The organism is Bacillus sp. EB106-04-02-XG92 (assembly GCF_058791995.1).
Genome location: NZ_JBYTEA010000022.1, coordinates 1 through 19,527, shown reverse-complemented (window position 1 = coordinate 19,527; position 19,527 = coordinate 1). Strand labels below are relative to the sequence as shown.

Annotated in this window: 23 protein-coding genes; 1 reads left to right on the top strand and 22 read right to left on the bottom strand. The window is 35.6% G+C overall.

Going from position 1 to position 19,527, the window contains the following annotated elements; translation table 11 throughout:
• Positions 1 to 41 precede the first annotated feature (41 nt).
• The 13 genes from AC3WVA_RS28215 to metG all read right to left on the bottom strand — a co-directional run bounded on the left by AC3WVA_RS28215 (position 42) and on the right by metG (position 11,937).
• Positions 42 to 995 (bottom strand): ribose-phosphate diphosphokinase, encoded by a 954-nt coding sequence (locus tag AC3WVA_RS28215; protein ID WP_000107420.1) that lies wholly within the window; start codon positions 993 to 995, stop codon positions 42 to 44.
• A gap of 18 nt (positions 996 to 1,013) precedes the next feature.
• Positions 1,014 to 2,393, bottom strand: coding sequence for a bifunctional UDP-N-acetylglucosamine diphosphorylase/glucosamine-1-phosphate N-acetyltransferase GlmU (glmU, locus tag AC3WVA_RS28210; protein WP_000071036.1), 1,380 nt, complete (start codon positions 2,391 to 2,393; stop codon positions 1,014 to 1,016).
• 322 nt (positions 2,394 to 2,715) lie between these two features.
• A complete protein-coding gene (gene spoVG, locus AC3WVA_RS28205) occupies positions 2,716 to 3,009 on the bottom strand; it encodes a septation regulator SpoVG (RefSeq protein WP_000454041.1) in 294 nt (97 codons plus the stop codon).
• A 152-nt stretch (positions 3,010 to 3,161) separates the two neighbouring features.
• The gene (locus AC3WVA_RS28200; protein ID WP_048526389.1) at positions 3,162 to 3,536 is read right to left on the bottom strand and encodes a RidA family protein; all 375 of its coding nucleotides are present in this window, start codon (positions 3,534 to 3,536) and stop codon (positions 3,162 to 3,164) included.
• A 122-nt stretch (positions 3,537 to 3,658) separates the two neighbouring features.
• The gene (gene purR, locus AC3WVA_RS28195) at positions 3,659 to 4,507 is read right to left on the bottom strand and encodes a pur operon repressor (protein ID WP_000702473.1); all 849 of its coding nucleotides are present in this window, start codon (positions 4,505 to 4,507) and stop codon (positions 3,659 to 3,661) included.
• Positions 4,508 to 4,561: 54 nt separating this feature from the next.
• A complete protein-coding gene (gene ispE / locus AC3WVA_RS28190) occupies positions 4,562 to 5,431 on the bottom strand; it encodes a 4-(cytidine 5'-diphospho)-2-C-methyl-D-erythritol kinase (protein WP_141539708.1) in 870 nt (289 codons plus the stop codon).
• A gap of 196 nt (positions 5,432 to 5,627) precedes the next feature.
• Positions 5,628 to 5,807 carry an acid-soluble spore protein SspF gene (sspF, locus tag AC3WVA_RS28185; protein ID WP_001985066.1) on the bottom strand — a complete coding sequence of 60 codons (180 nt, stop codon included), beginning with the start codon at positions 5,805 to 5,807 and terminating at the stop codon, positions 5,628 to 5,630.
• Positions 5,808 to 5,898: 91 nt separating this feature from the next.
• On the bottom strand, positions 5,899 to 6,159 hold the full coding sequence (veg, locus tag AC3WVA_RS28180; RefSeq protein ID WP_000044347.1) for a biofilm formation stimulator Veg: 261 nt from the start codon (positions 6,157 to 6,159) through the stop codon (positions 5,899 to 5,901).
• Positions 6,160 to 6,397: 238 nt separating this feature from the next.
• Positions 6,398 to 7,261, bottom strand: coding sequence for a sporulation peptidase YabG (gene yabG, locus AC3WVA_RS28175; RefSeq protein WP_048526387.1), 864 nt, complete (start codon positions 7,259 to 7,261; stop codon positions 6,398 to 6,400).
• A gap of 110 nt (positions 7,262 to 7,371) precedes the next feature.
• Positions 7,372 to 8,250: a 16S rRNA (adenine(1518)-N(6)/adenine(1519)-N(6))-dimethyltransferase RsmA gene (gene rsmA / locus AC3WVA_RS28170; RefSeq protein WP_071758545.1), complete on the bottom strand. Its 879-nt coding sequence runs from the start codon at positions 8,248 to 8,250 to the stop codon at positions 7,372 to 7,374.
• Positions 8,247 to 8,804, bottom strand: coding sequence for a ribonuclease M5 (rnmV, locus tag AC3WVA_RS28165; protein ID WP_000692830.1), 558 nt, complete (start codon positions 8,802 to 8,804; stop codon positions 8,247 to 8,249). The genes rsmA and rnmV overlap by 4 nt, the downstream gene beginning before the upstream one ends.
• Positions 8,805 to 9,020: 216 nt before the next feature.
• Positions 9,021 to 9,788 carry a TatD family hydrolase gene (locus tag AC3WVA_RS28160; protein WP_098345285.1) on the bottom strand — a complete coding sequence of 256 codons (768 nt, stop codon included), beginning with the start codon at positions 9,786 to 9,788 and terminating at the stop codon, positions 9,021 to 9,023.
• Positions 9,789 to 9,954: 166 nt separating this feature from the next.
• Positions 9,955 to 11,937 carry a methionine--tRNA ligase gene (gene metG / locus AC3WVA_RS28155; RefSeq protein WP_048526384.1) on the bottom strand — a complete coding sequence of 661 codons (1,983 nt, stop codon included), beginning with the start codon at positions 11,935 to 11,937 and terminating at the stop codon, positions 9,955 to 9,957.
• Between the two features lie 520 nt (positions 11,938 to 12,457).
• Here metG and abrB point away from each other — a divergent pair.
• Positions 12,458 to 12,742, top strand: a complete 285-nt coding sequence (gene abrB / locus AC3WVA_RS28150) for a transition state genes transcriptional regulator AbrB (protein WP_000843036.1) — start codon at positions 12,458 to 12,460, stop codon at positions 12,740 to 12,742.
• Between the two features lie 20 nt (positions 12,743 to 12,762).
• Here the strand turns inward: abrB and rsmI are convergent, their stop codons facing one another.
• From rsmI to AC3WVA_RS28105, 9 genes are all read right to left on the bottom strand, one after another.
• A complete protein-coding gene (gene rsmI, locus AC3WVA_RS28145) occupies positions 12,763 to 13,638 on the bottom strand; it encodes a 16S rRNA (cytidine(1402)-2'-O)-methyltransferase (protein WP_048526383.1) in 876 nt (291 codons plus the stop codon).
• The gene (locus AC3WVA_RS28140) at positions 13,607 to 13,897 is read right to left on the bottom strand and encodes a GIY-YIG nuclease family protein (RefSeq protein WP_098345286.1); all 291 of its coding nucleotides are present in this window, start codon (positions 13,895 to 13,897) and stop codon (positions 13,607 to 13,609) included. The genes rsmI and AC3WVA_RS28140 overlap by 32 nt, the downstream gene beginning before the upstream one ends.
• Complete coding sequence (locus AC3WVA_RS28135) at positions 13,884 to 14,624, bottom strand: tRNA1(Val) (adenine(37)-N6)-methyltransferase (RefSeq protein WP_001055351.1); 741 nt, start codon at positions 14,622 to 14,624, stop codon at positions 13,884 to 13,886. Before AC3WVA_RS28135 ends, AC3WVA_RS28140 begins: the two co-directional genes overlap by 14 nt.
• Before the next feature lie 120 nt (positions 14,625 to 14,744).
• Entirely contained in the window at positions 14,745 to 15,098 is a 354-nt protein-coding gene (gene yabA / locus AC3WVA_RS28130; protein ID WP_000412055.1) for a DNA replication initiation control protein YabA, read from the bottom strand.
• A gap of 14 nt (positions 15,099 to 15,112) precedes the next feature.
• Positions 15,113 to 15,940 carry a PSP1 domain-containing protein gene (locus AC3WVA_RS28125; protein ID WP_000272429.1) on the bottom strand — a complete coding sequence of 276 codons (828 nt, stop codon included), beginning with the start codon at positions 15,938 to 15,940 and terminating at the stop codon, positions 15,113 to 15,115.
• A gap of 5 nt (positions 15,941 to 15,945) precedes the next feature.
• Complete coding sequence (holB, locus tag AC3WVA_RS28120) at positions 15,946 to 16,929, bottom strand: DNA polymerase III subunit delta' (RefSeq protein ID WP_048526381.1); 984 nt, start codon at positions 16,927 to 16,929, stop codon at positions 15,946 to 15,948.
• 36 nt (positions 16,930 to 16,965) lie between these two features.
• Positions 16,966 to 17,592: a dTMP kinase gene (tmk, locus tag AC3WVA_RS28115; protein ID WP_048526380.1), complete on the bottom strand. Its 627-nt coding sequence runs from the start codon at positions 17,590 to 17,592 to the stop codon at positions 16,966 to 16,968.
• 1 nt (position 17,593) lies between these two features.
• A complete protein-coding gene (locus AC3WVA_RS28110; protein ID WP_492322405.1) occupies positions 17,594 to 19,015 on the bottom strand; it encodes an aminotransferase class I/II-fold pyridoxal phosphate-dependent enzyme in 1,422 nt (473 codons plus the stop codon).
• A 71-nt stretch (positions 19,016 to 19,086) separates the two neighbouring features.
• Entirely contained in the window at positions 19,087 to 19,266 is a 180-nt protein-coding gene (locus tag AC3WVA_RS28105; protein ID WP_000842028.1) for a sigma factor G inhibitor Gin, read from the bottom strand.
• Positions 19,267 to 19,527: the final 261 nt, after the last annotated feature.

Here is a 19,527-nt window from a genome sequence, read left to right as displayed (position 1 = left end):
AAAAGACGTAACCAATCTTGGTTACGTCTCATTCTATCCAATTAATTGAATAATACACTTACAGATTCTTCTTCGTATACACGAATGATTGCTTCTCCGATTAGTGGAGCAACTGAAAGTTCATGTACTTTGTCGATCTTCTTCTCTTCTGGTAATACGATAGAGTTCGTTACAACTAACTCTTTAATATTTGAATTTTGGATACGCTCAATTGCTGGACCAGATAATACTGGGTGTGTACAGCAAGCATATACTTCAGAAGCACCGTTCTCAACAAGAGCGTTTGCTGCTAATGTAATTGTACCAGCTGTATCAATGATGTCATCAATTAAAATTGCTGTCTTACCTTCAATATTACCGATAATGTTCATTACCTCTGATACGTTCGGACGAGGACGACGCTTATCAATAATAGCGATTGGTGCTTTTAGGCGGTCTGCCATTTTTCTAGCACGAGTTACTCCACCGTGGTCAGGTGATACGATTACGATATCTTTAAGACCTTTTGTTTCAAAGTAATCTGAAAGAATCGGTACACCCATTAGATGGTCGATTGGGATATCAAAGAACCCTTGAATTTGTGGAGCATGTAAATCTAGAGTGATTACACGAGTTGCACCTGCTGTTTCAAGCAAGTTTGCTACAAGTTTCGATGTAATTGGTTCACGAGAACGCGCTTTACGGTCTTGACGCGCATAACCATAGTAAGGAATAACAATATTAATTGTTTTTGCAGATGCACGTTTTAATGCATCGATCATAATAAGTAATTCCATGATATGTTCGTTTACTGGGAAGCTTGTAGATTGAATAATGAATACATCGCAACCACGGATACTTTCTTCAATGTTAATTTGAACTTCTCCATCACTAAAACGATCAACAGAACATTTTCCTAGTCCTACTCCAATGTGCTTTGCAATTTGCTCAGCAAGTTCCTTATTAGAGTTTAAAGAGAATACTTTCAAATTAGAATTTAGATATTGAGTCGACATCTAGATTAACCCTCCACATTATGATTTTTTCTTATTCAGCAATTGATCAACATAGTCTTCTTTGTTAACTTGACGTGCACGTGCTACAGATAATGCTTTTGATGGAACATTCTCTGTAATTGTAGAGCCTGCTGCCACATAAGCACCATCTTCAACTGTTACAGGAGCAACAAGGTTTGAATTACATCCAATAAATACCCCGTTACCAATCACAGTTTTGAATTTATTCTTACCGTCATAGTTCACCGTAATTGAACCACAACCAAGATTCACGTCTTCTCCAACTTGTGCATCCCCGATATAACTTAAGTGTGAAGCTTTACTTCTATTACCAAAAACAGTTTTTTTAATTTCCACGAAGTTTCCAACGCGTACTTCATCTCCAATAACTGAATCTGGGCGAATATGTGCAAATGGACCAACCGATACTTCTGTACCAAGTTTACTATCATGTACAGTAGATTGACGAATTGTCGTACGATCTCCAATTTCACTATCGCGAATTACTGTATGCGGCCCAATTTCACAATCAGAACCAATTACAGTGTTTCCCTCAATAATTGTTCCTGGATGAAGAACTGTATCACTACCGATAATTGCATCAGCAGAAATATACGTGTTACTTGGATCAATAATTGTAACACCATTTACCATGTTCTTTCGGTTGATACGGTTTTTCATAATAATTTCCGCTTGCGATAGAGCGACTCTGTCGTTAACACCTAACGTTTCATCGAAGTGCTCTGTTTGATAAGCCGATACAATATGACCTTCATTTTTTAAAATCTCAATAACATCTGGCAGGTAATATTCACCTTGTACGTTATCATTTGAAACTTTAGAAAGTGAAGCGAATAAAGCTTTATTATCAAAACAATACGTACCTGTATTGATTTCTTTAATAGCTAATTCTTTCTCATTTGCATCCTTATGCTCAACAATCTTTTCAACATGACCATTCTCATTACGAACGATACGACCATATCCAGCAGGTTCTTCTATGTAAGCTGTTAGCACCGTTGCCATTGCCCCTGCTTCTTTATGTTGCTGAAGCAATGCTTCCATCGTTTCAGCAGTTATTAGCGGTGTATCGCCACAAATAACTAAAGTTGTTCCTTCTTCATTTGCAAGTACACTTGCAGCTTGATCTACAGCATGTGCTGTACCAAGTTGTTCTGCTTGTAATGCAAACTCACTTACGTTTCCTAGCTGTTCTTGTACCATTTCAGCACCATGTCCTACGACTGTTACAAGTTTCTGCAATCCTAATTGAGATACTTGATCGACAACATGTTGTACCATAGGTTTTCCACATACAGGATGAAGCACTTTGTATAGCTTAGACTTCATACGCGTGCCTTTACCTGCAGCTAGAATCACTGCAAATCTGTTTGACATATAGACCCTCCATCGCAACCTATTTATCCATTAACGATATTATCCTAAATCATCATATATTTCAAGAAACACATTTTAACTATTAAATTTTACCATAATTCTTATAAGATGTTTTACTCTTTAGTATCTTTTTTAAGAAATAAGCTATACTATTTAAAATCATTTTGAAAAAATTAGAAGTTCCCCTCTTTCTTTTATTCAATTTAGAATTTTCTAAACAGAATATATGTATAAACACAAAAAAACAAACCCCTGTAAATGCTTACAGGAGTTTGTTGCAAAATTATAGGGCTTTCTCTAAAAAGCCCTTTTCATTCGAATTTTACGAAGCACCCGCTTCTTCAAACTCAACCTCTTCTAACTCGCCTAAACGATGATACTCTGTTAAAACCGCATCTTGAATTTTAGAGCGTGTACCAGAATTAATTGGATGTGCAATGTCACGGAACTCTCCATCTGGAGTACGTTTACTTGGCATTGCTACAAATAATCCATTATTACCATCAATTACACGAATATCATGAACAACAAATTCATGGTCTAGAGTAATAGAGGCAATTGCTCTCATGCGGCCTTCTGTGTTTACGCGGCGTAATCTTACGTCAGTCACTTCCATCTTGTGTTCACCACCCTTTTCTAAATAAGCGATATATTTGTATAAATTCCACAAAATTTCTATTTTCCCTTTAATTTTTTAAAAATTTTTAAGATAAAAATTTTTAATGTAATTGAATATAGAGATTTGTGGAGGTTATCGCTTACAAAGAATTACTTAACTAGGGCAATTACCTCAATTTCAACTGAAACATCTTTCGGTAATTTTGCTACTTGTACACAAGAACGAGCTGGCTTATGAGCAGAGAAATAAGAGCCATATACTTCATTAACAGCATTAAAATCATCCATATCTTTTAAGAATACTGTTGTTTTTACTACTGTATCAAATGAAGCACCCGCTTCTTCTAATACTGCTTGTAAGTTTTGAAATACTTGCTCTGTTTGTACTGTTACATCTCCTGCTACAAGCTCTCCACCCGCAGTTAACGGAATTTGTCCTGAGCTGTAAAACATATTATTTACAATAATCCCTTGTGAATATGGTCCAATTGCTTGTGGTGCATTGTTTGTTTGAACAACTTTCATATCTGTCACCCTTTTATTATTTATTTTTACTCTTTAAAAATAGTGCACGAAAAGCAGTTTGTCCATCTATTTTATAATTTATAAATAGAATAAAAAAAGATAAAGCGATTTGCTTTACCTTTTTACTCAGCCTCTACAAGCCCTTCATCAAATGGTGCCAGTGAATAATTTCCCTTTTCCACTTGAATCGCTTTTTCTTTCACATCAACTTCTGATAAACGAATTAATGATACAAAGTTATTAATTAGTCTTTCTTCAATATCTGTGGACTCTACTAATACACCAATACCAACAACATTAGCTTTAAACTCTTCTAACATACTCATCATACCTTGAATGGTTCCGCCAGCTTTCATGAAGTCATCAATAATTAAAACATTTGATCCTTCTGGAAGGCTACGCTTCGCTAACGTCATTGTTTGAATACGCTTAGAAGAACCTGATACATAGTTAATACTAACAGTTGGTCCTTCTGTTACCTTATTGTCTTTCCTTGCAATTACTACCGGTACATCTAAGTAATTCGCCACTGCATAAGCAAGTGGAATTCCCTTTGTTGCCACCGTCATAACTGCATCAATTGGTTGCCTAGCAAAAACAGAAGCAAACAAACGACCTGCGCCATTAATATGACGAGGATTACTTAAAAGATCTGTCATATATAAGTAACCACCAGGCAAAATACGATCTGGATTCTCAAATAAGCTACAAAGCTCACCAATAATTAGATCTGCCTCTTCCTCACTTATATACGGTATATATTTCACTCCTCCTGCTGCTCCTGGTATCGTTTGCAATGTGCCGACCCCTTGTTGTTCAAACGTTTGCTTAATAATAACTAAATCTTCACTAATGGAAGACTTAGCTGATTGATACCTTTCAGCAAAAAAAGTGAGAGAAACTAGCTGACGAGGGTTTTGTAACAAGTAATACGTCATATCGACTAATCTTGTACTTCGTCTAATTTTCATACTCTCACCTCAAATCACGAATATTCTAAACAAATCATAACGTATTATACGTCTTTATTCAAGCGTTTCTCGCTCTCCCAATAAACGTACTGCGTATACTTGTTCACAAAATCCTTTTAATCCGTTATATATACGATGCATTCGCGAATCATGGTGCACAAGACCAAATACAGTTGGACCACTTCCACTCATTAAAACAGCATCCGCCCCAAATCGCTTCATCTGTGCCTTAATACGTGCAACTTCAGGATGCATCGCAAATGTTACATCTTCTAAAACGTTACCAACAGTATCACAAATCCCTTTGTAATCCCCGGCATTTATGACATCAACCATTTTATCTACATCTGGATGTGTAACTCGATTTAATTTTAAATTTCCATACACATCAGCAGTAGATACGCCAATATGAGGTTTCGCTAAAATAACCCAACAAGAAGGTGGAGTTTTTATGTGCTCAATTTTCTCTCCTCTTCCAGTGGCAATTGCTGTCCCGCCATATACGCAAAACGATACATCTGATCCAATTTCTGCGCCAAGCTCTGCTAATTGGTCAATTGTAAGCCCTAAATTCCATAATTTATTAAGGCCACGTAATGTCGCTGCTGCATCACTACTTCCACCTGCTAATCCAGCTGCTACTGGAATCGTTTTTTCAATAGTAATAGATACGCCTTTTTTCACATTAAACTTCTCTTTTAATAATCTCGCTGCTTGATAAGCTAAATTTCTTTGGTCGTCTGGGACATACCGATTATGGGATAAAATTTCAATACGGTCTTCTGCTAATTCCATTAGTTCTAAACGATCCGCTAAATCAATTGTTGTCATAATCATTTTCACTTCATGATATCCGTCTTGTCTTTTTCCCAGTACATCTAACGACAGATTAATCTTTGCTGGTGCTTTCACTAGTAGCTTCAATCTATTCACCCACTCTATGTACTCAATCTTTTATCGTTTATTTTACCATAAATTTATAGTAAGACGATGACACTTCCCTAATTATAACGAAAAGCATTCAGAATGAAACTACTTATGTAAAATGATGGCACCTTTTATAGTACAAAAAGCCGAGGAATCACTCCTCGGCTACCGTAGCATAGAAAGTATCTTACAACTACTGGTTTTGTTTCATTAATTGCTGTTCTGCAATTTCTATAGCACGTTTCACCATGTTACCAGCATCTTTCGCACGAATTCCGCCCCAGCCTTCTTTCTGAACAACATCATAAAAGCCTAGCTCTTTTGCAAGCTCTTCTTTAAATTGATTTGACATGACACCTCTTCGTCTACTCAATGCAGAGTCCCCCCTTATTTTGCTACGGTATAATTAGTATGCAAAATAATATAGCTTTTCATTTGTGGGAATATATGTAACGATACATAAATTATAAAATCACTTCATTATGAGGGTCTCCATAAAATGTTAATTCTACTGTCTCTGTTAAAACATCCGCATAGCTATACGATACACGTTGCAACGCGTCTTCTTGCTGATCCAGTTGTACAACAAAAACAGAACGATACGTTTCTGCAAGTACACCTGATTGTTCTACCGTTTTTCTTCTCCCACTGTTTGCCTTTAACATCAGTCTCTGTCCAAGATGGTGATCTAATTCGCTTTTAATTTCATCTAAACGTTTTGACATATACTTCGTTACACCTCGCTGTAATTTAGATTGAACACTTAAAACACGATATATCTATCCCAATTATTAACCGCAACTCACAGACAATATCATTATAAAAGCATTATGCGTTCGAATAGATAGAAGAAATACTATATTGTAAAAGTATCATTATGTAGTTTGTGCGTTCTTGTCTCTTTTTATCCAAGCTGATTTAAATCCTTTCCACATAAAAAAGCAAGATACATATGTACCTTGCTTATTCTTCATAATGTTGAAAGGGTAATCCAGTTCGTAAAATGCCCCTCGTCTCAATCCCACCAAGTCCCTTTTCGCCAGTAATCGTATTACGTACAACGTCCCATACATTGACTCTCTCCATAAATGAAGTAAAACTAATTTTACCAACCACATATACAGGATCTAGTGCGTGAATATTAATTCTAGATGGGGAACTAGCAAAATTAGCACCAGCTCGAATTAATGCTTCAAAGTGTGATTGACATGCCCCAGCAAAAATAACGAGTTGATCTAGTGATGGATATTTTTTTCGCACTTCTCTCACAGCCTGTACAAAATGCCTTGAATGCCTATATGCCGCTAAATCTCCCTTTACTCCTTTTGCTTTTGTATATGCATCGTGCCCTGTGATTACTAAGATGTCTGGACGAAAATGGTCTATTAAATCTACTACCTTTTCATGCATCTCTGTTTCTTTACAATGAATACCTTGTACAGGAACACCAATTTTATTATATAAGTCTAGACACTTGCGCAAATATAATGGGTCTCCATCTATATGCAATACACGTCCCGGCATTTGAAAATAATTCACCTCACTTGTATACCCACCAGTTGAAGTGTGTTCATGCCTTTGTTTCATTAATACATAATCTTGTTGAAACAAACGATACGTGCGCTCCATTGTTTCTTTCTCACGCTTCGCTCTCTTTTTGTGTTCTCGTTGATCTATACTAATTAAATCTTCAAGTGGCGCATCTGCCACCAATCTAATTTCCTCTCCAAACAATATAGCTATCTCGCCTTTTATTTCTATAATACGAAAAAGGATATCCCTATTATGAGAATATCGTTCCACTAATTCTCCAACATGTAAAGCCATTCTCCTACCTCCAAACTCGTTAGGCCATCTTACCTGTTTTTAAAGTATGAATTTAGGAGGGGAAAGGTGACAAAAGGGACAGTTCAAGTTGAACTGTCCCTTTTATATTCTTATGATAATTTATGAAGAACTAATGCGTTACTTAATGTTGCAAACTCCTCGATAGATAGCGTCTCGCCTCTTCGTTTTGGATCAATTCCTACCTCTGTTAAAATTCGATCCAACAGCTCTTTATCTTTCGGGAAACCATTTAAATTATTTGATAAATTATTCATTAACGTTTTACGACGCTGTGCAAAACTTGCTCGTACTACTTCAAAGAAGAACGTCTCATCTGTTACTTCTACAACTGGTTTCGGACGCTTTAGGAGACGTATAATTGCAGAATCAACATTTGGTTGTGGTACAAACACTGTACGCGGCACAGTCATAACTGTTTCTACCTCTGTATAATACTGAATAGCGATTGATAAAGAACCATACTCTTTCGTTCCAGGTTTAGCAGCTAAACGATCCCCAACTTCTTTTTGCATCATAACAACAAATCCACGAACCGGTAATTTCTCTTCTAGCAATTTAAATAAAATTGGCGTTGTAATATAGTATGGTAAATTAGCTACTACCATTACATCTTGCCCTTCTTCAAATTGCTCGCTAAACACCTCGTGTACATCTGCCTTTAGTACATCTTTATTAATAACTGTAACATTTCCATATGGAGCTAACGTCTCATCTAAGATCGGTAATAATCTTTGATCGATTTCAAAAGCCACAACTTTTTTAGCACGCTTCGCTAATTGTTCTGTTAATGCACCGATACCTGGCCCAATTTCAATTGCACCACTTTCTGGTCCAATTTCAGCGTGATCAACAATACGATTTAATACATTCGTATCAATTAAGAAATTTTGTCCTAAACTTTTTTTGAATGAAAATCCATACTTTTCAACAATGTCTTTCGTACGATTTGGCGTTGCGATATCCTTCATTTTCTTTCCTCCTGTATGACTTGCTTATAAGCTTCTGCAAATGATTCTTTTGAAACTTGAAACATTTGTAAACGTTTATGTAACTGTTTTGCGTTTGTATAGCCAATCTTTAATAGCTTACCCATTCTTTCTCTACGACTCTTCGCCATTTCTCCGCCCACTAAACCTGCATCGACTAGATCGCTCCAACTAATTTCACTTGTGTAAGCTTCCATTTCTTCATGTATATTCTCTAAAGCACGGCGAATTGATTCATTAGAAGCATGTTCAATTCCGACACCTTTTTTCCTTTTAGCAAGTGCTTCTTCCTTCGGTAAAAAAGCATGTTTACATCCAGGCACCTTATCAGAAATAATTTTTCGAATACGCTCTCCAGGATAATCCGGATCTGTAAAAATAATAACGCCTCTTTTTTGCAGCGCTAATTTAACTTGCTCAATAACATGATCACCGATTGCTGAACCGTTCGTTTCAATTGTATCCGCATCAACAGCACGCTTAATCGCAACTGTATCATCTTTACCTTCTACAACGATAATCTCTTTAATTTTCATGCTTGCCTCCACACTCGTTTCGTCTCTACTTAGTAAAACAAAAAAATGACGACTTTTCCATTATTATTTTCCCCATTCTTACATTTTAAAAAATAGAATGTCCAAAACTTTGTTCTCTCTCCTTATTGTAACACTTCCTTATTTGCCCGTATTTTCTCTATCACTCCTGCTACTTTTTTATAAAAATAAAAAAAGAATGGGTTCTCCCACTCCTTTTTATTCAACACCAAACAAAGCCTTTGCATTTTTTGTTGTTACTTCTGCTACTTCCTCATAAGAAATTCCTTTTAAGTTCGCAATTTCTTCTGCTACGAGTTTTACATAACTTGGTTCATTTCGTTTCCCTCGAAATGGATGCGGTGTTAAATAAGGACAATCCGTCTCTATTAACAATTTCTCTAACGGAATCTCCGCAGCAACTTCTTTTGGCTTCTTAGCGTTTTTAAATGTAACTGGTCCGCCTAACGAAATCAAAAAGTTCATATCAACACATCGCTCTGCCACTTCTACGCTGCCGCTAAAGCAATGCATAATACCTCCTACTTCAGCTGCATTCTCTTCTTCTAGAATATCAACAATATCTTGAGTTGCATCGCGGTTATGTATAATAATCGGCAATTTCACCTTTTTCGCTAATGCAATTTGTTTACGGAATACTTCTTTCTGTATTTCTTTTGGGGACTTATCCCAGTGATAATCTAAGCCCATTTCTCCAAGTGCAACGACTTTAGGATGAGAAGCAAGTTCTTCTAACCATGCTAAATGTTCTTCTGTCATATCGATTGCATCAACTGGATGCCATCCAACCGCAGCGTAAATAAAATCATAGGCTTCAGCTAATTCAATCGCCTTTTTTATCGTTACTTCATCAAAACCAACAACAACTGTATAAGTAACTCCCGCTTCTTTCATTCGAGCAATAACTTCTTGTAAATCTTCTTCAAATTGCTCTGCATTCAAATGTGAATGTGTATCAAACAACATAATACATAACTCCTTTTATATTGAAATCAAGTTTATTTCACAAAAATAAGCTTTTTCATAACTTAACGATAACAATACTACAATCTTAATGCAAAAATTGAGAGTGTAAAAAGAAAAAAGACGCTTCACACATGTTACACGTGAAACATCTCCTTTCTTGTCTTAATTACTTGATTTTTGTACCATTTGGTAGATTTTGGTCAATTGACGCTAATGACAATACACCATTCTCTTCACCCGCTAAAATCATACCTTGTGATAATTCACCGCGTAATTTTACAGGTTTTAAGTTTGTTACACAAATAACCTTTTTACCTTTTAGGTCTTCTGGTGAATAGAATTTTGCAATTCCAGAAACAACTTGACGCTTTTCTGTGCCTAAGTCTAGTTGAATTTTTAACAACTTGTCTGCTTTTTTCACAGGTTCAGCAGATAGTACTTCAGCTACGCGTAATTCTACTTTAAAGAAATCATCAATTGTAATTTCTTCTGCCTTCGGTTCTTCTTCTTTTTTCTCTTCTACTTTAGGAGCAGAGCTTTTCATTTGTTCTTTAATGTACGCTACCTCTACTTCCATTTCTAAACGAGGGAAAATTGGGTTTCCTTTTTCTACTTTCGTTCCAGCTGGAATGCAGCCAATTGTAGATAGACTTTCCCAAGATGTATGTGCTTCTTCAGTAAGACCAAGCTGAGCGAACATCTTGCTTGGTGCTACTGTTAAGAATGGCATAAGCATAATACCCGTTTGACGAAGTACCTCTGCTAAATGAGCCATTACAGAAGCTAACTTTTCACGATCATTCTCATCTTTTGCTAGTACCCATGGTTGTGTTTCATCAATATATTTATTCGTACGGCTAACCAATTGCCAAATTGAGCTTAGTGCTACAGAGAATTCCATATTCTCCATTGCTTCTTCTACTTTTTTCAATGTACCTTGCGCAAACGTTACTAACGTTTCATCGAATTCCGTTACATTTGCTTTAAATGCAGGGATTTCTCCGTTAAAGTACTTATCAATCATAGCTACTGTACGATTTAATAAGTTACCTAAGTCATTTGCTAAGTCGAAATTAATACGCTCCACAAATCCTTCTGGTGTGAATACGCCATCTGATCCGAATGGAACTTCACGAAGTAAGTAATAACGTAATGCATCTAATCCGTAACGATCGATTAATGTAACTGGATCTACTACGTTTCCTTTTGACTTACTCATCTTTCCATCTTTCATTAAAATCCAACCGTGAGCAAAGACTTTTTTCGGAAGAGGTAAATCTAATGCCATTAAAATGATTGGCCAATAAATTGTATGGAAACGAACGATCTCTTTTCCAACTAAATGCACGTCTGCCGGCCAGAACTTCTTATACATCTCTTCATTTTCTGTTCCATAACCTAATGCTGTAATGTAGTTAGATAATGCGTCAACCCATACGTAAATAACGTGTTTCGGGTTACCTGGAACACGAACTCCCCAGTCAAATGAGGTACGAGAAACTGCTAAATCTTCTAAGCCTGGTTTAATGAAGTTATTAATCATTTCATTCTTACGAGATTCCGGCTGAATGAAATGTGGATTATCTTCATAGAATTTTAATAGTCTGTCGACATATTTACCCATTCTAAAGAAATAAGATTCTTCACGAACAAGTTCTACATCATGACCACTATCTGGACTTTTTCCTCCAACTACTTTGTCACCTTCCATAATTGGATCTACTAATTGATGCTCCGTATAGAATGTCTCATCTTGTACAGAATACCAACCTTCATATTCATCAAGGTAAATATCACCTTGATCTACTAGTTGTTTGAAGATTTTTTCAACAACATCTTTATGACGATCTTCCGTTGTACGAATAAAATCGTCATAAGAGATATCCATCTTCTCCCAAAGTTCTTTAATTCCTGCAACGATGTTATCCACATATGCTTGTGGTGTAACGTTTAATTCTTCTGCTTTCTTTTGGATCTTCTGTCCATGCTCATCAGTTCCTGTTAAATAATGAACATTATATCCTTGCATACGCTTATATCGTGCCATTGCATCTCCTGCTACTGTTGTATAAGCATGTCCAATGTGTAATTTTCCACTTGGATAATAAATTGGGGTAGTAATATAAAAGGATTTGTTTTCCTCTGTCATTGTTTTGGACCTCCCGGATAACCTCATATGTATTTATAAATAGTATATCAAAAACTTATATATAAAGTGAAACTTTAATCTGTGAGGGGTTTTGTTCATTCCCGCGGATTATTAGCCTGCACCAATCGGGCTTTTACGAGCAATCTGGCTCCTACTTAATCTCTTTGCTCCAGCCGAATTTTAAATTTAAAATCTTACCGCTTGTTAATGCGGGATAAAAACGAGTTAATACTTGATACCTTTATCATCTATTACTCATATTTCAAGAAAATATACAGTCCTCACTTATAATTTATAAATTTTTCTGAAAATAAAGTGAAATAATAGTAGAAATTACTCACATTCTATTATATATAAGAAGTAAGAAATCTATAAATCTTTTTAAAAAATATAGAATTAAAGAATTGACGGAAATGTAAATGATTGGTATCATATGTCCATAGGGTATTTTGTCGAAAAATGACGAATCTAGAAAATAGACTCGAAACTTATAAACTATTTCTTTAGGAGGAAAAGAATTATGAAATCTACTGGTATCGTTCGTAAAGTTGATGAATTAGGTCGTGTAGTAATTCCAATTGAATTACGCCGTACTTTAGGTATTGCAGAAAAGGATGCTCTTGAAATCTACGTTGATGACGAGAAAATCATCTTAAAAAAATATAAGCCAAACATGACTTGCCAAGTAACTGGTGAAGTATCTGATGGCAACCTATCTTTAGCTGAAGGTAAAATTATCTTAAGCAAAGAAGGCGCTGAGCAAATCTTAAACGAACTTCAAGATTATATCGAAACAGCAAAATAAGCTTCTCAATTATGAGAAGCTTATTTTTTATCTACATGATAGATTTGATATACATCGCGTTTCGACAAATCTCGATCTTTCGCGACTGTTTTTATCGCCTCTTTTGAATTCATCCCTTTTTCGTTTATATAATGTTCAATATGATCATATACTGAAATAGATTCCCACCATTGTTCTTCTGGAGCAGGTTCTTCTGTTGACCCAGCTACTAAAATACAAAACTCACCACGAACTTCATTTTGCTTCGTCCACTCAATGGCTTCTTCGACTGTTCCTCGAATAAATTCCTCGAATTTTTTCGTTAACTCCCGACATAATACAATTTCTCTATTTCCCAACACTTCTTGCATCGAGATTAAAGTATCATCCAGACGGTGAGGCGCTTCATAAAACATCATTGTAGTTTGTACATAACGAAGCTTCTCTAACTCCAATTTTCTTTCTTTTTTATTTCTTTGTAAAAATCCATAGAAATAAAACTGTTTTGTTTCAAGACCTGATGCAATTAATGCTGTAAGGGCTGCATTTGCCCCAGGAAGCGGGATTACATGATACTGTTCCGTTACGGCCTCTACAACAATATCGTAACCTGGATCGGAAATACACGGCATACCAGCATCACTAACAAGTGCTACAGTCTTCCCTTCGTCTAACTTCTCTAATATTTTCTTTCCACTTACTTCCTTATTATGCTCGTGGTAACTCATCACAGGCGTCTCAATTTCAAAATAATTACAAAGTTTTTTCGTTTGTCTCGTATCTTCAGCAGCAATTAAATCAGCTTCTTTTAAAATTCGAATTGCACGAAATGTCATATCTTCTAAATTTCCAATAGGAGTTGGTACTAAATATAAAACTCCCTTTTCATTTTGTTGAAAGCTTTTTTGTTGCCACATAGCGTTCTCCTTTTTGCATATATTCTTCTTTTTGTTTTCTATTTAATTGCTTAAAATAATACTCTGCTTGCATAGCTGTACGTTTATCTTCATGAAATTCTACGTATTTTAAAACAACAGGAAGTCTAGCACGCGTATACTTAGCCCCTTTTCCGCCATTATGGGTCTCAATCCGTTTCTCTATATGATTTGTATATCCAGCATAATAACTTCTATCAGAGCACTCTACTACATAAAAACAATGCTTATTCTTCTCCATATAAAATAGAACGAATCTCCTTTGTATATTCATTATTTTCTTCATATACAAAAAGAGGTGGCAATATTTTCAGATCGGCATTTCCGTCCTTAATTCCTTCAATTAACAATGTATTCGCTTCTTTTCCTGCCTTAGGATACACAAATCGTACACGCTTTGGTTCAATTTTGTATTTACGCATTAATGTAACAATGTCTAGTAAACGACCTGGGCGATGTACAAATGCTACTTTCCCGCCTTGCTTTACTAGCTGACTACTTGCAGATACAACATCCTCTAATGTACACATGATTTCATGACGAGCTATCGCTAAATGTTCATTCATATTTTTTTCAGAAGTTGCAGGTGTTTGGAAATAAGGCGGATTACATGTGACAACATCATATTGATGACGTCCAAGTTTCTCCGGCATATCTTTCAAATCCCCGTGTATTAAGTGAATTCTTTCTTCCAACTTATTATATTGAACACTTCTTATTCCCATATCATATAAGCGTTCTTGAATTTCCACGCCAGTAATATTCCCTTTCGTTCTTGTACTTAATAGAAGGGGCACAACTGCATTACCTGTACACAAATCAAGTAAATTACCTTTTTGAATTGGTACCCAAGCAAAATCTGCAAGTAAAACAGCATCTAACGAAAAGTTAAATACTGATGGGCTTTGTATAATCTTTAAATCTTGTGCTAATAAGTAATCTAAACGTTCATCTTCATATAAATTCATATGTTACTCCTTTTCTTACACTTAACCTACCCTATTTCATCTTCAACTAATAAAAAACATATTTCATTCTACCCTCATGTATAAAAAATTACCTTTCCAATTATTATTGGAAAGGTAATTTCACTTTTTATTTAAAAATGACAGGCAGAATAAACAATCTCCCTCTTTACGTACACTTCCATAATGCAGATTACAAATATGAAAACCTTCTTGATATAGTCTTGCTAAATTATCGTAGCCTTCACCAATATCAGCTGTCTTCGGCTTCACTTCTTTACGTTTTTGAGTTTTTTGTTTTTCTTTAATCTGCACTTCTTCAAAGCGGTGTCGCAAATTTTCATTTTCCATTTTTATATGTTGGTTCTCTTCCAACAACTCTGCAAGATGTTGTTTTAATTCGCCCAACTGTTTGTATAAATGTCCAATTTGCTCTTCCATACTAGAAACCGATGCAAAAATATCTTTTTTCTCCACAAGCACCCACCTCATTAATCTGTGGTTTGACTCGAAACGACCCCTTTATTCACTAACTCATCTAACGTATATTCTACTATCCGTTCCTTGTCTACTAGTTCCACTTGAATTAATCTTTCTAAAATATTTAATCCGATAACACGGCCAGTACCATGCGGGGTTTGTATACGTTGATCTAAATCAGGAAGTTGTTCCTTTGCTGCCTCATATTCATCGTTCTCATATTTTAAGCAACACATTAAGCGACCACATAAACCAGAGATTTTTGCAGGATTTAATGATAAATTTTGATCCTTTGCCATCTTAATGGATACAGGTTCAAAATCTCCTAAAAAAGTAGAACAACAAAGCATGCGACCACATGGACCAATACCACCAAGCATCTTCGCTTCATCACGAACACCAATTTGTCTTAGTTCAATTCTTGTTCTAAAAATTGCCGCTAAGTCCTTCACTAGTTCACGGAAATCAATCCGACCATCCGCAGTAAAGTAGAAAATAATCTTGTTGCGATCGAACGTATATTCTACATCTACAAGTTTCATATCAAGATTATGTTCTACTACCTTTTGCTGACAAACTTGATATGCTTCTTTTGCAGCATGTTTGTTCTCTTCAACAATGGTACGATCATTTTCATTTGCAATACGAATAACCTTTTTTAGCGGTAATACAACGTCGTTTTCATCAACTTGCTTTTTGGTAATAACTACTTTTCCGTATTCAATACCTCTTACCGTTTCTACAATTACAAACTCATTTTCAGAGATATCGAACTGATTTGGATCAAAGTAATACACCTTTCCGGCCTTCTTAAAGCGAACACCTACTACATCATACAAAACGGTCATCCCTCCTGCAACCGCAACACTAACTGTTCGAACACAAGCTGCGCATTTACATTAGCGTTGATTCTATTTTTTGCCTCTAATATATTAAAGAGAGCTGATACAATGCGCTTCTGAGCGTAGGAGAAAGATTCAAACATCTCTTTCTGCTCATGAAAAACAAGACGATCTTCTTCTCCAAGTTGAACATATAATAAATCCTTATAAATAAGGAGTAACATATCTAAACCTTGCTGTAATTGCTCTTTCTCTCCAAAGTGTTTTCCCCATTTTTCTTGTACAAAAAAAATAGAGGCTTTATCTTTTTCGAGCGCTTCACATAATTTTATCACTAAAGCTCGTGCTTGTGCAAACCATTCATCACTACATAAAGCTAAAGCTTCATCAAAACTATTCGTGAGTTGTGCAGCAAGTGTCGATAAAGATACTGTAATACCTTCATCCTGTAATCTTCTAATTAAAGATTCCGTTGGTAAAGGTCTAAATGTAACAACTTGACAGCGAGATAAAATCGTATTTAAAATTTGATGACTTTGTTCAGTAAGTAAAATAGCTGTTGTATCACTACTTGGTTCTTCTAAAAATTTCAAAAGTGTATTCGCTGCATTTGCCGTCATACGGTCTGCGTGCTCAATAATATATACTTTTTTATTTGCTTCTAATCCTGTTTTTGAAAACTCTTCTTGTAAATCATGAATTTGCTGCTTCTTAATAGATAATCCGTCCGGTTTTACAATATGTAAGTTCGGGTGGTTACCTGAATCAATTCGCTTACAATTTGTACATACATGACAAGGCTCTACCCCATTCCGCTGAGAACAGAGGAAACTCTTTGCCATTTGAATTGCAGTCGCAAACTTTCCTGTCCCTTTCCCTCCCTCTAACAAGTAAGCGTGGGATATACGCTCTTTTGCAATGCTATTCATCAACATTTTTACACCGATGGGTTGTATAGCAGAAAGCTGCTCCCACGTCTTCGTCATAATGCATACCTCACTTATTTCAATTCTTTCCTTCTATTATAACAATTTATCTTCTATAACCTGAATAACTTCTTCTATAAGTTTTTCCATTGGCTGATCGGCATTTACTAATACAATACGATCTGAGAAACGTTCTACAACTTGTAAATACCCTTCACGCACACGTTTATGGAAAGAGATATCTTCCATATCTAATCGATTCACTTCACGTCCTGCATCTTTTGCAATTCGAGCTAAGCCAACTTCTGGCTCAATATCTAAGTAAATTGTTAAACTAGGCATACAGTCTTCTGTTGCAAAGCGATTTATTTCAAATACTTTATCCATACCTAATCCTCTTGCATATCCTTGATACGCTAAAGAGCTATCTATAAAACGATCACATAATACAAGGTAATCCTCGTTAAGTGCCGGCATAACCTTTTCTACTAGATGCTGTCTACGTGCTGCAGCATATAACAACGCCTCTGTACGTGCTTCCATCATCGTATACTCTTGTTTATGTAAAATCGTTCTAATATCCTCAGAAATTGCAATACCACCTGGTTCTCTCGTCGCCATTACCTTTTTTTCTTTTTGTTCAAAGTATGGCAATAAACTTTGAATTAACGTTGTCTTCCCCGAACCTTCTGGACCTTCAATTGTTACAAATAATCCCTTCATCCTAAAACCTACTTTCTATATCATACACTTTCATATATTTCGTGTTGCCTTGGAAACGAGCGCCTGCTTTCTCTAAATACATAATTTGCTCTTTATGTTCTGAAGTAATTCTTTCCCCATACATAATCAACGGAATGCCAGGTGGATACGGAATTACCATTTCCGCTGCTATCATCCCAACCGCTTCTTCTACAGATACTACTTTCGTTTCATATCCTTCCAGTTGTTTATATGTATAGGGTAAAGGAGAAATTTCTCCTTTATAAGTATAACGAATAGATTCCTTCTTGTCTTTCACCTCATAAGATTGCAATGCCACTCGAATCATCTCTATAGCCTTCATATACTCCTTATTTACTTGCAAAGGCAAAATAAATAAGACATTATATGGATCTGCCATTTCTGTATATATACCGACCTTTTCAAATACAGACTGTAATTCGTGTCCTGATAACTGACAACGTGTCTGTACGGTAACCTTTAACTCGTCTTGTAATGGATATTGTAAAATAGATATTTGTGGAACAGAACTCAATTCTTCTTTAAATCCCCGTAAAAACTCGACAATCTCATCATGTCCCTTTTCTTTTATACGTGCTATTGTAAAGCGTGCAATATCAAGAGAAGTCATAATTGGATACGATGGACTACTAGATTGTAGCATACTTAAATAAGTAGAAACTTTTTCTTCTCTCACTAAGCGACTATTTATATGTAGATAGGAACCCATCGTCATCGCGGGTAATGTTTTATGCGCAGAATGAACTACAATATCTGCACCATATGCTAGCGCTGACTTTGGAAACGCCCCGCCTAAACAAAAATGAGCTCCATGTGCTTCATCTACTAACACAGGAATTTTATGTGCATGTGCATAAGCGATGCTTGCCTCTAAATCTATCCCCATACCATAATAATTAGGATGTGTTAAGATGAGTGCTTTCGCATTTGGATACTTTTCAATTGCTTTCTTAATAATTTCATCATGAATTCCCACCGGTACATTATAAAATTCATCAATCCATGGATCTAAAAAAATAGGATTTGCTCCTGCTAGTTTTAAACCATTAATAATTGATTTGTGACAGTTTCTTTGTACAAGAACAATATCATGTTCCCCGCAGCAAGACAAAATCATTGCTAAGTTCCCGACTGTTGAACCATTAATTAAAAAATAACTTTTAACCACTCCGTATACATCAGCTAATAATTGTTGTGCCTCATCTATACATTCAAATGGACTATGTAAATCATCTAACCCTGACAACTCAGTCACATCGATAGATAATATATCTTTAAACTCCTCTACTGCCTTCTGAGGGAAGTTTAAACCATTTTTATGACCTGGAACATGAAAGGACAACGGCCCTCTTTCTTTAAACTCTATTAATGCCTCATATAAAGGTATGCGATTTTGATTCATCTATATCTCTTCCTTATTATTCATTCTTTCTCTATTATACAGAACAAAAAAAATAATAGGCATATGCCTATTTAAAAATATGATACTTCTAATTTCCGAAGCTGTTTTAAATAATATATATACTTCGGATCATTTGTCTCCGTATTCACCATGTCCTTTTCACATTCATAACATATTAAATTATTATAAACATATATTCCTTCTTTTCTTTCTGTCTCACAAACAATACAAACTTCGTTTTGTGATTTCATATCCTTCCCTCCCTGTTTAAATGGACATATTTCATACTTCTATTCCTTAACAATTTACAGAAAAATATACATCAATTTCTTATATAATATGATTCATCCTTGGGCAACGTGTTTGTATTACCATTACTTCTTTTTACATACTGTTTAAAAAACACAAAAAAACACAAGTCAAAAGACTTGTGTTTTTAGTTGCTTGGCGACGTCCTACTCTCACAGGGACAAGGTCCCAACTACCATCGGCGCTAGAGAGCTTAACTTCCG

Excerpts from the sequence above, each read along its gene's own strand:
- AC3WVA_RS28215 (WP_000107420.1), bottom strand. The coding sequence starts at position 995 with ATGTCGACTCAATATCTAAATTCTAATTTGAAAGTATTCTCTTTAAAC.
- glmU (WP_000071036.1), bottom strand. The coding sequence starts at position 2,393 with ATGTCAAACAGATTTGCAGTGATTCTAGCTGCAGGTAAAGGCACGCGT.
- spoVG (WP_000454041.1), bottom strand. The coding sequence starts at position 3,009 with ATGGAAGTGACTGACGTAAGATTACGCCGCGTAAACACAGAAGGCCGC.
- AC3WVA_RS28200 (WP_048526389.1), bottom strand. The coding sequence starts at position 3,536 with ATGAAAGTTGTTCAAACAAACAATGCACCACAAGCAATTGGACCATAT.
- purR (WP_000702473.1), bottom strand. The coding sequence starts at position 4,507 with ATGAAAATTAGACGAAGTACAAGATTAGTCGATATGACGTATTACTTG.
- veg (WP_000044347.1), bottom strand. The coding sequence starts at position 6,159 with ATGTCAAAACGTTTAGATGAAATTAAAAGCGAATTAGATCACCATCTT.
- yabG (WP_048526387.1), bottom strand. The coding sequence starts at position 7,261 with ATGGCTTTACATGTTGGAGAATTAGTGGAACGATATTCTCATAATAGG.
- rsmA (WP_071758545.1), bottom strand. The coding sequence starts at position 8,250 with ATGAAGGATATCGCAACGCCAAATCGTACGAAAGACATTGTTGAAAAG.
- rnmV (WP_000692830.1), bottom strand. The coding sequence starts at position 8,804 with ATGAAAATTAAAGAGATTATCGTTGTAGAAGGTAAAGATGATACAGTT.
- AC3WVA_RS28160 (WP_098345285.1), bottom strand. The coding sequence starts at position 9,788 with ATGTTGTTTGATACACATTCACATTTGAATGCAGAGCAATTTGAAGAA.
- metG (WP_048526384.1), bottom strand. The coding sequence starts at position 11,937 with ATGACAGAGGAAAACAAATCCTTTTATATTACTACCCCAATTTATTAT.
- abrB (WP_000843036.1), top strand. The coding sequence starts at position 12,458 with ATGAAATCTACTGGTATCGTTCGTAAAGTTGATGAATTAGGTCGTGTA.
- rsmI (WP_048526383.1), bottom strand. The coding sequence starts at position 13,638 with ATGTGGCAACAAAAAAGCTTTCAACAAAATGAAAAGGGAGTTTTATAT.
- AC3WVA_RS28140 (WP_098345286.1), bottom strand. The coding sequence starts at position 13,897 with ATGGAGAAGAATAAGCATTGTTTTTATGTAGTAGAGTGCTCTGATAGA.
- AC3WVA_RS28135 (WP_001055351.1), bottom strand. The coding sequence starts at position 14,624 with ATGAATTTATATGAAGATGAACGTTTAGATTACTTATTAGCACAAGAT.
- holB (WP_048526381.1), bottom strand. The coding sequence starts at position 16,929 with ATGACGAAGACGTGGGAGCAGCTTTCTGCTATACAACCCATCGGTGTA.
- tmk (WP_048526380.1), bottom strand. The coding sequence starts at position 17,592 with ATGAAGGGATTATTTGTAACAATTGAAGGTCCAGAAGGTTCGGGGAAG.
- AC3WVA_RS28110 (WP_492322405.1), bottom strand. The coding sequence starts at position 19,015 with ATGAATCAAAATCGCATACCTTTATATGAGGCATTAATAGAGTTTAAA.
- AC3WVA_RS28105 (WP_000842028.1), bottom strand. The coding sequence starts at position 19,266 with ATGAAATCACAAAACGAAGTTTGTATTGTTTGTGAGACAGAAAGAAAA.